Origin of the sequence: Streptomyces sp. NBC_00691, assembly GCF_036226665.1 — a bacterium.
Lineage (GTDB): Bacteria > Actinomycetota > Actinomycetes > Streptomycetales > Streptomycetaceae > Streptomyces.
Window position 1 is genome coordinate 2852618 of record NZ_CP109007.1, and the last position, 13633, is coordinate 2866250.

Below are 13633 nucleotides of genomic sequence, written 5' to 3' on the forward strand. Positions count from 1 at the left end.
CCTCGGTGCGTCAGCCCGGGGCCTCGGCGCGTCAGCCCGGCGGGCGGCGGGCCTCGGTGCGTCAGCGGGTGGTGAGGCCTGTCGGGAGGAGGGCCGTCACCGCGTATCCGCCGCCCTGTCGGCGGGCCTTCAGGGTGCCGCCCATGCTGGTGACCCGCTCCTCCATCGAGAAGAGCCCCGTGCCGGTGGAGACCGGGGCCGGGTCCGGCGGGGTCCTCGGCAGCGGGTTGCGGACCTCGATGCGCAGATCGGGGCCCTCCACCGTGATCGCGACCGTCACGGGCAGCCCGGGGGCGTGCTTCGCCGCGTTCGTCAGGCACTCCCGTACGACCCGGTGGACGGCCGCCTGCCGCAGCGGCGAGAGGGCCTTGGCCTCCGCGGCCACGGTCAGCTCGACGGCGCTGCCCATCCGCTCGCTCTCCCGGGCGAGTTCGGCGAGCCCTTCGAGGCCGGGGGTGGCGGCGTCCCGGTCGGCGCGGCGCACGATCGTCTCGTTGAGCATGAGGTGGGCGCGCCGGGCGGTGTCCGCGAGCTCCTCGAAGTCCTTCCGGTGGGCCTCTCCCCTGGCCCGTACGGCGAGGACCTCGGCCCGCACCGCGAGCACGGTCAGCTCACGGCCGACCAGGTCGTGGACGTCCCGGCCGACGGAGATCCGCTCCTCCTGGACCGCCTGCCGGGCGGCCGCCTCGCGCCGCTGGGCCTCCAGAGCCCGGACCAGGTCCTGCCGGTACGCGGCGATGCCGACGCCCGCGGCGAGGACCCCGATCGGGACCACCAGGCTCAGGAAGTCGCTGAGGGTGTCGCCGTGCCGGGCCGGCCAGCCGGGCGTCAGGAAGAGGCCGTAGGCGACGGCGACGTACAGCAGGGTGGCGAGGACGGCGGCGCGCCGGCCCCGGTACCGGCCGATCGAGTACAGCGCGAACTGGATCATGGTCAGTTCGTGCAGCCAGCGCATCAGCCCCAGCGCCACCAGGTACGGCACCCAGGGCAGCCGGCGGCGGAGCACCAGGGTGGCGGCGCCGGCCGCGAGGACCAGGGTGGCGGTGACGCCGGTCAGGGAGTTGTCGGCGCGGGCGAGCCCCGGCACGTCCAGGCACATGAGGCCGAAGGCGCTGAGCGCGGCGACGACGTCGAGGGCGCGGGACGAGACCGCACACCGGTCCACGCGTCGGCGGAGCGCGGGGACGGTGGGGAGGCGGAGCATGCCTTCCATCATCCAAGGTCTTTCGTCCCGACGACGTGGACCTGAAGTCCCGTCTGATGTGAGATCGGGCACTTCGTCCCTTTTCCTGTCTGTGGGGACGGCGGGCGTGGGCCCGGTGGCCACAGGGCCCCGAGGCGTACGGGACGGCGCATGACGAAGGGGCCCGGAACCGTGTCACGGTTCCGGGCCCCTTCGTCATGCCGTGCTAGGCCTGCGGCAGGCTCGCCAGCTGGGCCTCGATGCGGGCGATGTCCTCGTCCGCCTTGGCGAGGCGGCCGCGGATCTTGTCGACCACGTTGTCCGGGGCCTTGGCGAGGAACGCCTCGTTGCCGAGCTTCCCGTTCGCCTGGGCCTTCTCCTTCTCGGCGGCCGCGAGGTCCTTCGCGAGACGCTTGCGCTCGGCGGCCACGTCGATCGTGCCCGACAGGTCGAGCGCGACCGTGGCGCCGGCGACCGGCAGGGAGGCGGTGGCGGCGAAGCCCTCGCCCTCCGGCTGGAGGCGCAGGATCTGGCGGATGGCGGCCTCGTGCGCGACGAGCGCGGTGCCGTCGACGGTGAGGCGGGCCGGCACCTTCTGGGCGTCCTGGAGGCCCTGCTCCTTGCGGAAGCGGCGGACCTCGGTGACGACCCGCTGGACGAGCTCGATCTCCTGCTCGGCGGCCTTGTCGCGGAAGCCGCTGTCCTTCGGCCAGTCGGCGATCACCAGGGACTCACCGCCGGTGAGGGTGGTCCACAGGGTGTCGGTGACGAAGGGGACGATCGGGTGCAGCAGCCGCAGCATGACGTCCAGGACCTCGCCGAGGACCCGTCCGGAGACCTTGGCGCCCTCGCCGCCGGCGAAGAACGTGGTCTTCGACAGCTCGACGTACCAGGCGAAGACCTCGTCCCACGCGAAGTGGTAGAGGGTGTCGGCGAGCTTCGCGAACTGGTAGTCCTCGTAGTACGCGTCGGCCTGCGCGACGGTCTCGTTGAGCCGGGACAGGATCCAGCGGTCGGTCGCCGACATGGCGGACGGGTCCGGCAGCGGGCCCTCGATCGTGGCGCCGTTCATCATCGCGAAACGGGTCGCGTTCCAGATCTTGTTGGCGAAGTTCCGGGACGCCTGGACCCAGTCCTCGCCGATCGGGACGTCGACGCCCGGGTTGGCGCCCTTGGCCAGGGTGAAACGCAGGGCGTCGGAGCCGTACTTGTCCATCCAGTCCAGCGGGTTGACCGTGTTCCCGAAGGACTTCGACATCTTCTTGCCGAACTCGTCACGGACCATTCCGTGGAACGCGATGGTGCGGAACGGCGGCTGGCCGTCCATCGCGTACAGACCGAACATCATCATCCGGGCGACCCAGAAGAACATCAGGTCGTAGCCGGTGACCAGGACGGAGTTCGGATAGAACTTGTCCAGGTCCGGGGTCTTCTCCGGCCAGCCGAGCGTGGAGAACGGCCACAGGCCGGACGAGAACCACGTGTCGAGGACGTCGGTGTCCTGCGTCCAGCCCTCGCCCGTGGGCGGCTCCTCGTCGGGACCGACGCAGACCAGCTCGCCGTCGGGACCGTGCCAGACGGGGATGCGGTGGCCCCACCACAGCTGGCGCGAGATGCACCAGTCGTTGAGGTTGTCGACCCAGTCGAAGTACCGCTGCGACATGTCGGCCGGGTGGATGTCGACCCGGCCGTCACGGACCGCGTCACCCGCGGCCTTGGCGAGGGTCTCGACCTTGACCCACCACTGCAGCGACAGACGCGGCTCCAGCGTCGTCTTGCAGCGCGAGCAGTGGCCGACGGAGTGGACGTACGGGCGCTTCTCCGCCACGATCCGGCCTTCGGCCCTCAGGGCGGCGACGATCGCGGAGCGCGCCTCGAAGCGGTCCAGGCCCTGGAAGGGGCCGTGGACGGTGATGACACCGCGCTCGTCGAGGACCTCGATGGACTCGAGGTCGTGGCGCTGGCCGATGGCGAAGTCGTTCGGGTCGTGCGCCGGGGTCACCTTGACGGCGCCGGTGCCGAACTCCGGGTCGACGTGCGTGTCGGCGACGACCGGGATGGTCCGGTCCGTCAACGGCAGCTTGATCTGCTTGCCGATCAGATGGGCGTAGCGCTCGTCGTCGGGGTGGACGGCGACGGCGGTGTCACCGAGCATCGTCTCCGCGCGGGTCGTCGCGACGACGATGGTGTCGTCGCCCTCGCCGTACTTCATGGAGACGAGCTCGCCGTCGTCGTCCTGGTAGTCGACCTCGATGTCGGAGATGGCCGTCAGACAGCGCGGGCACCAGTTGATGATGCGCTCGGCGCGGTAGATCAGGCCGTCGTCGAACATCTTCTTGAAGACGGTCTGGACGGCGCGGGAGAGACCCTCGTCCATGGTGAAGCGGTCCCGGCTCCACGCCAGGCCCTCGCCGAGGCGCCGCATCTGGCCGGCGATCTGCCCGCCGGACTCGGCCTTCCACTCCCAGACGCGCTCGACGAAGGCCTCGCGGCCCAGGTCGTGGCGGGACTTGCCCTCCTTGGCGAGCTCGCGCTCGACGACGTTCTGGGTGGCGATGCCGGCGTGGTCCATGCCGGGCTGCCACAGCGTCTCGAAGCCCTGCATGCGCTTGCGGCGGGTGAGGGCGTCGATCAGCGTGTGCTCGAAGGCGTGGCCCAGGTGGAGCGAGCCCGTGACGTTCGGCGGCGGGATGACGATCGTGTACGCGGGCTTCTCGCTCTTCGCGTCCGCCTCGAAGTAGCCGCGCTCTACCCAGCGCTCGTACAGCGGCCCCTCTACCTCGGCCGGCGCGTACGTGGTCGGCAGTTCGGTGGTGGGCGCTGTCTGCTGCTGAGTGTTCTCGGTCACGGGCCCAGTTTAGGGGTGTCCTCGCCCTGTCCCGAAACGCTTTGGTTCGGTAACGGTGTGGGCCCCGCCGCACTTCCGCGCCGGCGGTTCCGCCAGGATGTTCGGTAGGCATAAACATCCTGTGAGGGGAACCTGTCGATGAGCTACAACCAGCCGGGCCCGTACGGCCAGCAGCCGCAGCAGCCCGGGCCCTACGGCCAGCAGCCGGGCCCGTACGGGCAGCAGCCGCAGCAGCCGGGACCGTACGGCGCGCAGCCCGGTTACGGCTACCCCCAGCAGGCCCCGCAGGGCGTTCCGCCGCAGCAGCCGCCGTACGGCTACCCGCAGCAGCCCCAGCAGCCCGGCCCCTACGGCCAGCAGCCCCCGTACGGCGCCCCCCAGGGCCCCGGCGGCTACGTCCCCCACCCCCCGGCCCCGAAGAAGTCGAAGACGGGCTGGATCATCGGCGCCGTCGCGGTGGTGGCGGCGATCGGCGTGGGCGCGTACTTCGTCCTGGGCGGGGGCGGCGGCGCCTCGGTCGCGGACGACGGCCCGCACAAGCTGACGACGCCGGAGACGGTGCTGGGCGAGTACAAGAAGTCCGCCGGCAAGGGCTCCCAGAGCGACGACGACGACTTCGTCAAGGACGCCGAGAAGTTCGGCATGAAGAACCCGCAGCGCGTCTCCGCTTCGTGGGAGGTCAAGAACGACGCCAACCCGCTGGGCGCCAAGCTCCTGCAGTTCGGCGGCGCGTACGGCCAGATCGACGACCCGGAGAAGACCCTCGACGCCATCTTCGCGAACATGCGGGCCGAGGCCGCGAAGGAGAAGGACGGCAAGACCCAGCTGGTCGGCGACCCGAAGGAGTTCACGCCCGAGGGGCTCGACGGAGCGCTCCTGAAGTGCCAGGAGATCAAGCAGAAGACGGACACCGGAGCCGAGACCGGCGGGCTCGGCCCCAAGGAGATCGTCATCCCGGTCTGCATCTGGAGCGACCACAGCACGCTGGGGTACGTCATGCCCATGAACCTCGCCGATCTGATGGCCGGCAAGAGCACCTCGACCGAGGACGCCGCCGCCACCTCCGCCAAGCTCCGCAAGGAGATCCGCGTCAAGCTCTGACCGGTTCGCCGCACATGACGAAGGGGGTCCCGCCTCGGGCGGGACCCCCTTCGGTCGTTCTCGGCGTCAGGCCGACTTCTCGTGCCTGCCGTCGTTCTTCACGATCCGTGGGACCAGCGTCGGGTTCACGTTGTTGCGGACGACGTCCGCCGTGATGACCACCCGGGCCACGTCCTTGCGGGACGGGACCTCGTACATCACCGACTGGAGGACCTCCTCCATGATCGCCCGCAGGCCTCGCGCGCCGGTGCCGCGGAGGATCGCCTGGTCGGCGATGGCCTCCAGGGCCGGGCGGTCGAAGTCCAGCTCCACGCCGTCGAGTTCGAAGAGGCGCTGGTACTGCTTCACCAGGGCGTTCCGCGGCTCCACCAGGATCTGGAGGAGCGCCTCGCGGTCCAGGTTGTGGACGGAGGTGAGGACGGGGAGGCGGCCGATGAACTCGGGGATCATCCCGAACTTCACCAGGTCCTCCGGCATGACCTCCTGGAACTGGTCGCTCGCCTCGATCTCGCGCTTGGAGCGGATGGTCGCCCCGAAGCCGATGCCCTTGGCGCCCGCCCGCGACTCGATGATCTTCTCCAGGCCGGCAAAGGCGCCGCCCACGATGAAGAGCACGTTCGTCGTGTCGATCTGGATGAACTCCTGGTGGGGGTGCTTTCGGCCGCCTTGCGGGGGAACCGAGGCCGTCGTCCCTTCCAGGATCTTCAGAAGGGCCTGCTGCACGCCCTCGCCGGAGACATCGCGGGTGATCGACGGGTTTTCGCTCTTACGGGCGACCTTGTCGATCTCGTCGATGTAGATGATCCCGGTCTCGGCCTTCTTGACGTCGTAGTCGGCCGCCTGGATCAGCTTGAGCAGGATGTTCTCGACGTCCTCGCCGACATAGCCGGCCTCCGTCAGCGCCGTCGCGTCGGCGATGGCGAACGGAACGTTGAGCATGCGCGCCAGCGTCTGGGCCAGGAGCGTCTTGCCGGAGCCCGTGGGGCCCAGCAGCAGAATGTTGGACTTCGCCAGCTCGATGGCGTCGTCCCGACCCGCGCCGCCGCCGTTCTCGCCGGCCTGGACGCGCTTGTAGTGGTTGTACACCGCGACCGAGAGGGCCTTCTTCGCGGGCTCCTGCCCGACGACGTACCCCTCGAGGAACTCGTAGATCTCGCGGGGCTTGGGGAGTTCCTCCCAGCGCACCTCGCTCGTCTCCGCGAGTTCTTCCTCGATGATCTCGTTGCAGAGGTCGATGCACTCGTCGCAGATGTACACACCGGGTCCCGCGATGAGCTTCTTCACCTGCTTCTGGCTCTTTCCGCAGAACGAGCACTTGAGCAGGTCGCCGCCATCACCGATGCGTGCCACGAGGTGCTTCCCCTTCGCCTGGGAGCGCTTGGTTCAGCGACTCCTGGTGCCTCATATTCGACGGTACCTTGCCGGGCCCCCCGTTCGGGCCCCCCTTGGCACGGTTCACATGGTCGGGATTCGGCCACGCGTACCGTGCCACGGGAAGGTCGGGCGTCAGTGTGCCGCGGCTGCCGTGCTCTTACGGGTCGAGACGATCTGGTCCACGAGGCCGTACGCCAGGGCGTCCTCGGCCGTGAGGATCTTGTCACGCTCGATGTCGTCGCGGATCTTCTCGATCGGCGTCGAGGAGTGCTTGGCCAGCATCTCCTCGAGCTGGGTGCGCATGCGCAGGATCTCGCGGGCGGCGATCTCCAGGTCGGAGAGCTGCTCACGGCCGGTGCCGCCGGACGGCTGGTGGATCAGCACGCGGGCGTTCGGCAGGGCCATCCGCTTGCCGGGGGTGCCGGCCGCGAGCAGCACGGCCGCGGCGGAGGCCGCCTGGCCCATGCAGACCGTCTGGATGTCCGGCTTCACGAACTGCATCGTGTCGTAGATCGCCGTCAGCGCGGTGAAGGAGCCACCGGGGCTGTTGATGTAGATGGAGATGTCGCGGTCCGGGTCCATCGACTCCAGGCACAGGAGCTGCGCCATGACGTCGTTGGCCGAGGCGTCGTCGATCTGCACGCCGAGGAAGATCACGCGCTCTTCGAAGAGCTTGGCGTACGGGTCGTACTCGCGGATGCCCTGCGAGGTGCGCTCGACGAAGCGCGGCACGACGTAGCGGTTGTCCATCGGCGCGCCGGTGTAGAGGCCGCTCGCGGAGAGGTTGTTCTGCATCTGGGTGTTCACCGTCCTGGTGGCGTTCGGTGGGCTGGGGATCTTGGGCGGGCGGACGGGCTCAGGCGCCCGTGCCGCCGCCGCCCGGAACACCTGCGGCGTGCGTGATGATGTCGTCGATGAGGCCGTACTCCTTGGCCTCGTCCGCGGTGAACCAGCGGTCGCGGTCACCGTCGCGGATGATCGCCTCGACGGTCTGACCGGAGTGCTGCGCGGTGATCTCGGCCATCCGCTTCTTCGTGCGGAGCAGGTACTCGGCCTGGATCTTGATGTCGGATGCGGTGCCGCCGATGCCGGCGGAGCCCTGGTGCATCAGGATGTCGGTGTTCGGCAGCGCGAAGCGCTTGCCGGGGGCACCGGCGGTGAGCAGGAACTGGCCCATGGAGGCCGCCATGCCCATACCGATGGTGACGACGTCGTTCGGGATGAACTGCATGGTGTCGTAGACCGCCATGCCGGCCGTCACCGAGCCGCCGGGGCTGTTGATGTACAGGAAGATGTCCTTGTCCGGCTCGGCGGCCAGGAGGAGCATCTGAGCGGTGATCTTGTTGGCGATCTCGTCGTCGACCTGCTGGCCGAGGAAGACGATCCGCTCGCCGAGCAGCCGGTTGTAGACATGGTCGCCGAGGCCGCCACCGATGGACGGCTCACCCGCGGCGTAAGGCTTCAGATTCGTCACGTATCCACCTGCTCGTCTCCGACGGCCAAGGCCGTCTCAGCGTCTCGTACCGAGGGCACTGCCCTCTCTTCATGGACCCTAACGCGCAGGTAGGACAACGCCATCCCGGTTCCCGAACTGTTCGCTGGGAGCGCAAGGTAGTTGGGGGCGCGTGGCCGGGTCCTCGTACGTCCACGGGCCCGTACGCACTGGAGTGCGTACGGGCCCGTGGAGCGGGGTCCGCGCGGGGCGGAGGGCCCCTTACTTGTCCTCGGAGACCTCGGCCTCGCCGGTGACGGCCTCGACGGCCTCCGCGGCGGCCTCGACCTCGTCCTCGTCGTCGGAGAGGTCGACGACCTCACCGTTGCTGTCGAGGACCTTGGCGGCCTCGACGACGACCGCGAGGGCCTTGCCGCGGGCGACCTCGCCGACGAGCATCGGAACCTGGCCGCCCTCGGCCACGGCCTGGGCGAACTGGTCCGGGCTCATGCCGGAGGAGGCGGCACGGCGGAACAGGTGCTCGGTGAGCTCCTCGCGGGAGACGTCGAGCTTCTCCTTGTTGACGAGCTCATCGAGGATGAACTGCGTCTTGATGCCCTTCTCGGCCTGCTCCTTGGTCTCGGCCAGGAACTCTTCCTCGGTCTTGCCCTGGATCTCCAGGTACTTGGCGAGGTCGAGGCCCATCTGGCCGAGCTGGTGGTGCTCCAGGTTGTGCTTGCGGGTGTTGATCTCGTCCTCGAGAAGCTTCTCGGGCATCGGGACCTCGACCAGCTTGAGGAGCTCGTCGAGGACGCGCTCCTGGGCCTGGGTGGCCTGGTCGAACTGCTTCATGTTCTCGAGGCGCTTGCGGCTGTCGGCCTTGAGCTCGTCGAGGGTGTCGAACTCCGACGCCATCTGCGCGAACTCGTCGTCGAGCTCGGGGAGCTCACGGGCGGAGACGGTGGTGACCTTGACGGTGACCTCCGCGTCCTTGCCCTCGGCGGAGCCGCCCTTCAGCTGCGAGGTGAAGGTGGCCTCGCCGCCGGCCTCCAGGCCCTTGAGGGCCTCGTCGATGCCGTCGAGCAGCTCGCCCGAGCCGATGGTGTACGAGACGTCGCTCGCGACACCGTCGGGCAGGACCTCGCCGTCGACCTTGGCCTCGAGGTCGATGGTGACGACGTCGCCGTCCTGGGCGGCGCGCTCGACGGCGGAGGTCGAGGCGAAGCGCTCACGGAGCTGCTCCACGGACTTCTCGACGTCCTCGTCGGTGACCTCGACCGCGTCGACGGTGACCTCGATGCCGGAGTAGTCCGGGATCTCGAGCGTCGGGCGGATGTCGACCTCGGCGGTGAAGGCCAGCAGTTCGCCGTCCTTCAGCTCGGTGATGTCGACCTCGGGCTGGCCGAGCGGGTTGACCTCGGCCTCGTTGACGGCCTCGGTGTAGAACTTCGGGAGCGCGTCGTTGACGGCCTCTTCCAGCACGGCGCCGCGGCCGAACCGCTGGTCGATCACGCGAGCCGGGATCTTGCCCTTACGGAAGCCCTTGACCGTGACCTGCTGGTTGATCTTCTTGTACGCCGCGTCGAGGCTGTCCTTGAGCTCCTCGAAGGGCACCTCGACAGTGAGCCGAACCCGGGTCGGGTTCAGGGTCTCCACGGCGCTCTTCACGGTTCGGTCTCCTTGTGGCTGATTCCTGGAATCCACCGTCGCCGCGTGTAGCGGTTCCGGCGGGTCGGCCCGGTCAGAAAGACACACGGGCACGCAGCTTGCATAGTAACCGCAAGCGGGATGACGCCCACAACGTGATCAAGAGCGCGCCAGCTGTGCGCGTGATCGTCATGGTCGGGGTGGCGGGATTTGAACCCACGGCCTTCCGCTCCCAAAGCGGACGCGCTACCAAGCTGCGCCACACCCCGTCGGTGCGACACGTAGGGTACATGGACGGGGACTGTCCGGCGCCCCCTGATTTCGGGGTGTGCACGAAGGGCCCCCGAACCGCTACCATGCTCTTCGTGCCGCGGTCCTCGTGACCTGCGGCGCGATGCTGTGCGGGTGTAGCTCAATGGTAGAGCACTAGTCTTCCAAACTAGCTACGCGGGTTCGATTCCCGTCACCCGCTCCATACCTTCGGGGCCGGTCAGGAGAAGTCTTCTCCTGACCGGCCCCGAAGGCGTTCCACGGGCCGCCCGGGACACCCCCGGGACCGCGCGAGATGCCGGGTCGGGCGGACGGCCGCAGACTGGGCTGAGATCACGCCCCGTCCTTCTCCGCACCGGAGGCCGTCCATGAAGGACCTGAAGTTCGAGCAGAAGCGCTCGTTGTCCCGTGCCGAGGCGGCGGATCAGCTGACCGCCCTGGCCGACGCCCTGCGCAAGGGCGGGGAGGCCGACCTGGAGCTGGGGGCGGGAACCACGCTGACCATGCGCATCCCCGACGAGCTCCGCTGCGAGCTGGAATTCGAGGTGTCGGACGGGGAGATCGAGCTGGAGATCGAGTTCACGTGGCCGACGGGCCGCGCCCGGAGGAGCGCGCCCTCGAAGCCGGCCGAGTCGGCGAGGAGCGCACCTGCGAAGGCCGCGGACCCCGAGGACGAAGAGTCGGCGGAGACCGCGGCGTCGAAGAGCACGCCCGCGCGGGCGTCGAAGAAGACCACGGCGGCGAGGACGGCGAAGACCGCCGAGGCGGCCGCGCCGGCGAAGCGGGCGTCGCGCAAGGCGGCGGCCGGTCCCGCGTCGGCCTCCGGTGGCGGCCGGCGGACGAAGCGGGCGGCGGCGAGGACCACCGCGACCGCAGAGGCCTGAGGCAGGTCCCGGCGGCTCCCCGAAGTCGGTTCGGGACCTCGGCTCAGAACTTTATCGAGGCGACCGTCTGCGTTATCGAGTCCAGGAAGCGCTGGATGTCGTCCGCCATGCCGGTGGAGGCGAGGAAGAAGCCGAAGAGGACGGCGACCACGGCCGGGCCGCCCTTGAGGTTCCCCCCTCGGATCAGCACTACCAGGATGATTGCCAACAGCAACACCACAGACAGTGAAATGGCCACAACTGATCACACCCTTGGTCGGTCCCGCCTTGCCCACCAGGGAGCCCGTGTCCCGGAACACCCCCCGCTGCCTCCATGGTGCCACCAACCCCCCTGCCCCCGCTGCCTGGTGACGAATCGTCGTGAACAGGATCACGTCGCCTCGGGGGCGCGGGTCAGGAGCGGCGGGAGATGAGCAGCAGGGCCCGGTCGTCGTTGACGTCCTTGGCGACGGCCTCGATCAGGTCCCAGGCGACGCCGTCGAAGCCCTCCACGACGCAGCGGTCGGCCTCGCCGGTGAGGCGGTCGATGCCCTCGGCGATGTCCCGGTCGGCGGCCTCGACGAGGCCGTCGGTGAAGAGCATGAGGACGTCACCGGGGCGCAGGGAGCCCTTGTCCGGATGGAACTCGGCTCCGTCGTAGACACCGAGCAGCGGCCCGTCGGCCGCCTTCTCCTCCCAGCGCCCGCTGCCCGCGTGCAGCTGGAGGGCGGGCAGGTGGCCGGCGGAGAAGAGTTCGTAGTCGCCGGACTCCAGGTCCAGGACGAGGTGGATGGAGGTGGCGAAGCCCTCGTCCCAGTTCTGGCGGAGGAGATAGCCGTTGGCCGCGGGCAGGAAGCCGTGCGGCGGGAGCGAGCCGAGGAGTCCGCCGAAGGCGCCGGAGAGCAGCAGGGAGCGGGAGGCCGCGTCCATGCCCTTGCCGGAGACATCGGTGAGGACGACCTCCAGGGTGCGGCCGCCGTGGGTGCGGGCGGCGACGACGAAGTCGCCGGAGAACGACTGGCCGCCGGCCGGGCGCAGGGCCATCTCGCGGTGCCAGCCCTGCGGGAGGCGGGGCAGGGCGCTCTGGACGCGGATGCGCTCGCGGAGGTCGAAGAGCATGGTGCCGCCGCGCCGCCAGGGCACTCCGACCCGGGCCCGGAACTGGGCGATGAGCAGTCCGAAGAGTCCGCAGGCGGCGACGACCAGGACGGTGCCGGGGGTCACGCGCGCGGGGCCCTGGTTGTAAGGGCCGAGGACGATGGACTCGACGATGAGGGCGCCGGCGGCGGCCGCGTACAGACCGAGCAGGCTCGCGGGGCGCAGCAGCAGTCCGCCGGCCACGATCGGCAGCACGAGGGCGGCGGGTGCGCACCAGACGGGGTCGAGGATCGTTCCGAAGGCGATGGCCGGAATCATCAGCAGGAGTCCGGCGAAGGCGAGCCAGTCGGAGCCGTCCCCGCGGAAGTAGTCGACGCCGGATCTGCGCAGCGCGATGCGGGCCCGGCGGGCGCGTCGGCGCAGCCGGGCCGCGTACGTCTTCACTCCGCCGCGGTGTCCCATTGGCCTGGACCCTATCCATCCCGTCCGACATCGCGCAGGGGTACCCCTGTGACAATGTGCGTGAAATCGGGTCGCCCCGGGCGGGCGCCGCTGATATCGATGGCATATGACTACTGAACTGCGGGTTCTCGACCCGACCGAGTGGGACCGCTGGTACGGGGTCCTCGAACTCGCCTTCGGGGGTGTGCCCGAGGCGCCGGAGGAACGGCAGTTGTGGCGCGACCTGACCGAGTTCGACCGTTCCCTGGGGGTTTGGGACGGTGACCTGTGCGTCGGTACGGCGGGCGCCTTCTCGTTCCGGGTCACGGTGCCGGGCGGGGCGTCGGTGCCGGCGGGCGGGGTGACGATGGTGAGCGTGGCGGGGACGCACCGCCGGCGCGGGATCCTCACCTCGATGATGCGGCGCCAGCTCGACGACCTGCGGGCCGCCGGGGAGTCGATCGCGGTGCTGACGGCGTCGGAGCCGGAGATCTACGGGAGGTTCGGGTACGGCGTCACCGCGTACACGGCGCGGGCGACGATCGACACGACGCGGGTACGGCTCACGGTGCCGGAGGGTACGGACGGGGTGCGGATCCGGCAGGCCGATCTCACCGGGTCCTCGGCGGTGTGCGAGGACGTGTACGCGCGCCTCGTGCCGACGCGGCCGGGCATGCTCGCCACGATGCCCGGCTGGGAGCGTCTCGCGCTGCTCGACCCGGCGGCCGACCGGGAGGGGGCGTCGGCGCGGCTCTGCGTGCTGGCCGAGCGGGACGGGGAGGTCGTGGGGTACGCGCACTACACGATCAAGCCCGACTGGTCGTTCACGGGCTCCGCGGGCGTGGTGACCGTGCACCGGCTGTTCGGTCTCGACCCGGTGGCGGAGGCGGCGCTGTGGCGGTTCCTCTGCTCGGTGGACCTGACGTCGGAGGTGCGGATCCTCGGCCGGCCGGTGGACGACGGCTGGCAGCACCTGGTGAGCGACATCCGGCGCTGCGCGCCGCATCTGCGGGACGCGCTGCATCTGCGGCTGGTGGAGGTCGGGGCGGCCCTGGAGGCGCGGACGTACCAGGCGCCGGTCGACGTGGTGTTCGAGGTCGAGGACGCGTTCTGCCCGTGGAACGAGGGGCGGTGGCGGCTGGCCGGCGACCAGAAGGGCGCGACCTGCGTCCGGACCTCGGATCCTGCGGATCTGGCGTTGTCCGTACGGGAGTTGGGCGCCGCGTATCTGGGCGGGATCTCGCTGGCGTCGCTGGCGGGAGCCGGTCGGGTGCGGGAGCTGCGGGAGGGGGCCCTGGTGGAAGCCTCGGTGGCGTTCGGGTCGCCGGTCGCGCCGTGGCTGCCGCACGGGTTCTAGCGCTCCCGCACGGGTTCTA

At 69.9% G+C, this 13633-nt stretch carries 11 protein-coding genes and 2 tRNA genes; 4 read left to right on the top strand and 9 right to left on the bottom strand.

Features of this window, described 5'->3' with window-relative positions; translation table 11 throughout:
- Positions 1–61: 61 nt before the first annotated feature.
- Complete coding sequence (locus OG392_RS12885) at positions 62–1204, bottom strand: sensor histidine kinase (RefSeq protein ID WP_329278760.1); 1143 nt, start codon at positions 1202–1204, stop codon at positions 62–64.
- A gap of 205 nt (positions 1205–1409) precedes the next feature.
- Positions 1410–4031 carry a valine--tRNA ligase gene (locus OG392_RS12890; protein WP_329278762.1) on the bottom strand — a complete coding sequence of 874 codons (2622 nt, stop codon included), beginning with the start codon at positions 4029–4031 and terminating at the stop codon, positions 1410–1412.
- A 138-nt stretch (positions 4032–4169) separates the two neighbouring features.
- On the opposite strand from OG392_RS12890, the gene OG392_RS12895 reads away from it, so the two are divergent.
- The gene (locus OG392_RS12895; protein ID WP_329278764.1) at positions 4170–5132 is read left to right on the top strand and encodes a hypothetical protein; all 963 of its coding nucleotides are present in this window, start codon (positions 4170–4172) and stop codon (positions 5130–5132) included.
- A 66-nt stretch (positions 5133–5198) separates the two neighbouring features.
- Here the strand turns inward: OG392_RS12895 and clpX are convergent, their stop codons facing one another.
- From clpX to OG392_RS12920, 5 genes are all read right to left on the bottom strand, one after another.
- Positions 5199–6482: an ATP-dependent Clp protease ATP-binding subunit ClpX gene (gene clpX / locus OG392_RS12900; protein WP_024755522.1), complete on the bottom strand. Its 1284-nt coding sequence runs from the start codon at positions 6480–6482 to the stop codon at positions 5199–5201.
- A 156-nt stretch (positions 6483–6638) separates the two neighbouring features.
- Positions 6639–7301, bottom strand: a complete 663-nt coding sequence (locus OG392_RS12905) for an ATP-dependent Clp protease proteolytic subunit (protein ID WP_329278767.1) — start codon at positions 7299–7301, stop codon at positions 6639–6641.
- Positions 7302–7362: 61 nt separating this feature from the next.
- On the bottom strand, positions 7363–7980 hold the full coding sequence (locus tag OG392_RS12910; RefSeq protein ID WP_329278769.1) for an ATP-dependent Clp protease proteolytic subunit: 618 nt from the start codon (positions 7978–7980) through the stop codon (positions 7363–7365).
- Positions 7981–8220: 240 nt separating this feature from the next.
- Positions 8221–9606 carry a trigger factor gene (gene tig, locus OG392_RS12915; protein WP_329278771.1) on the bottom strand — a complete coding sequence of 462 codons (1386 nt, stop codon included), beginning with the start codon at positions 9604–9606 and terminating at the stop codon, positions 8221–8223.
- Between the two features lie 171 nt (positions 9607–9777).
- A tRNA-Pro gene (locus tag OG392_RS12920) sits at positions 9778–9854 on the bottom strand.
- A gap of 132 nt (positions 9855–9986) precedes the next feature.
- On the opposite strand from OG392_RS12920, the gene OG392_RS12925 reads away from it, so the two are divergent.
- A tRNA-Gly gene (locus OG392_RS12925) sits at positions 9987–10060 on the top strand.
- A 163-nt stretch (positions 10061–10223) separates the two neighbouring features.
- A complete protein-coding gene (locus tag OG392_RS12930; protein ID WP_329278773.1) occupies positions 10224–10739 on the top strand; it encodes an amphi-Trp domain-containing protein in 516 nt (171 codons plus the stop codon).
- Positions 10740–10782: 43 nt separating this feature from the next.
- On the opposite strand, the gene OG392_RS12935 is transcribed toward OG392_RS12930, so the two are convergent.
- Both OG392_RS12935 and OG392_RS12940 read right to left on the bottom strand, forming a co-directional pair.
- Positions 10783–10977, bottom strand: coding sequence for a hypothetical protein (locus OG392_RS12935; RefSeq protein WP_015033610.1), 195 nt, complete (start codon positions 10975–10977; stop codon positions 10783–10785).
- A gap of 155 nt (positions 10978–11132) precedes the next feature.
- Positions 11133–12278 (bottom strand): PP2C family protein-serine/threonine phosphatase, encoded by a 1146-nt coding sequence (locus tag OG392_RS12940; RefSeq protein WP_329278776.1) that lies wholly within the window; start codon positions 12276–12278, stop codon positions 11133–11135.
- A gap of 106 nt (positions 12279–12384) precedes the next feature.
- Here OG392_RS12940 and OG392_RS12945 point away from each other — a divergent pair, with 106 nt between their 5' ends.
- Positions 12385–13614 (top strand): GNAT family N-acetyltransferase, encoded by a 1230-nt coding sequence (locus tag OG392_RS12945; protein ID WP_329278777.1) that lies wholly within the window; start codon positions 12385–12387, stop codon positions 13612–13614.
- Positions 13615–13633 lie beyond the last annotated feature (19 nt).